This window comes from Arthrobacter sp. OV608 (assembly GCA_900110595.1).
Lineage (GTDB): Bacteria > Actinomycetota > Actinomycetes > Actinomycetales > Micrococcaceae > Arthrobacter.
The window spans coordinates 1-1,272 of sequence record FOEZ01000065.1 but is presented as its reverse complement, the minus strand read 5'-3'; the positions used below and the strand labels follow the sequence as shown (position 1 = coordinate 1,272).

Annotated in this window: 1 protein-coding gene; it reads right to left on the bottom strand. The window is 59.0% G+C overall.

The features are described 5' to 3' along the window. Positions 1-89 precede the first annotated feature (89 nt). Positions 90-1,272, bottom strand: a 1,183-nt coding sequence (locus tag BMX78_RS22620) for an LLM class flavin-dependent oxidoreductase (protein WP_091424865.1), incomplete at its 5' end; no start/stop codon positions are given.

Sequence of the window (1,272 nt, the reverse complement as noted above, 5' to 3'; positions counted from 1 at the left end):
TAGATATGGCTGCCCGCGGCGCACGCGGGTGCAGAGCGTTCCCAGAATCCACCGCGGAACGGTGCTGCAGACTGGAACGGCTCATGACACTAACTGCGGAGGCCGGCCTGGACCATAAGAGGCAAAATCTCGTCCTCCATCTGCTGAAGTCCCTCATCGTAATTGACCCAGGAGATCGCAACCCCGTCCAGTCCGGCGTTGGTCAACTCCAGCAGCGATTCAACAACCTGCTCAGGGGTACCAACAATCGTCATCGCACCACGGCCGGCAGCGAGCCGCTCAATGGTCTTGGCATGCTCTTCCGGATCAACGTCGAAACTGTCCGAATTAGCGCTGACCCCCGCCAGCAACTTCTCAATCGCGGCAACATCAGCACTATCACGGTGAACAAAACGGAAGTAATCCCGGGCGTCCTGCTCAGTCGGGCGACACACAATATGCACCCGCCCAAAAACCCGCACCTCACGGCCATGGGAAGCCAAAGCCTGCTGCTTGATCTCCGCGATCTGACGCCGCGCAGTCGCCATGTCCTGCAACGACGCAAAAATGAGATCACTATGAGTGGCGGCGAAGTCACGGCCCGGACCGCTGGTACCCGCATTCATAATCACCGGATACGGATCCTGCAACGGGTGCGGGTCAGAGAACGCGTCAACAGCCTTAATATACTCACCACTGAAATCCGCCGGAGCATCACCGGTCCACAACCGCTTCAGCAGCGTCGTCCACTCATCAGCGTAAGCATACCGGGCCTCGTGCTCACGCTGAGTGAGGCCAAACATCGCGAACTCCTCCGGGAACCACCCCGCCACAACATTAATCCCGAACCGGCCCCCCGACACATGATCGGCCGTCACCGCCATCTTGGCCGCCATCACCGGGTGAATCAACGGAACCTGCACCGTCGCAAACGCCTGGATCCGCTGCGTCCGCGCCAACAACGCCGTCGCCCACGTAAACGGCTCAAAAGAACGGTCCGACAAATTAAACTGCCCACCAAACCCACGCCACCGCTGCACCGGGATCACCGCATCAAACCCGATCCGATCCGCATGCTGCGCCAACCGAAGGCTCTCCTCCCAACTGCCCAGGACCTTGCCCTCCACATTGGCAAGCGTCACACTCCCACGCATATTGGTAGCAAACGTCGCCAACTTCAACCGATTCTCATCATTCAAAACCGGCATCGACCACTTATCGACACGAACATCCACCGCTTCCGATGGCACGCTCAACATCTCTTCCGCCTTCGCTGACAAAACTCCACCTCGA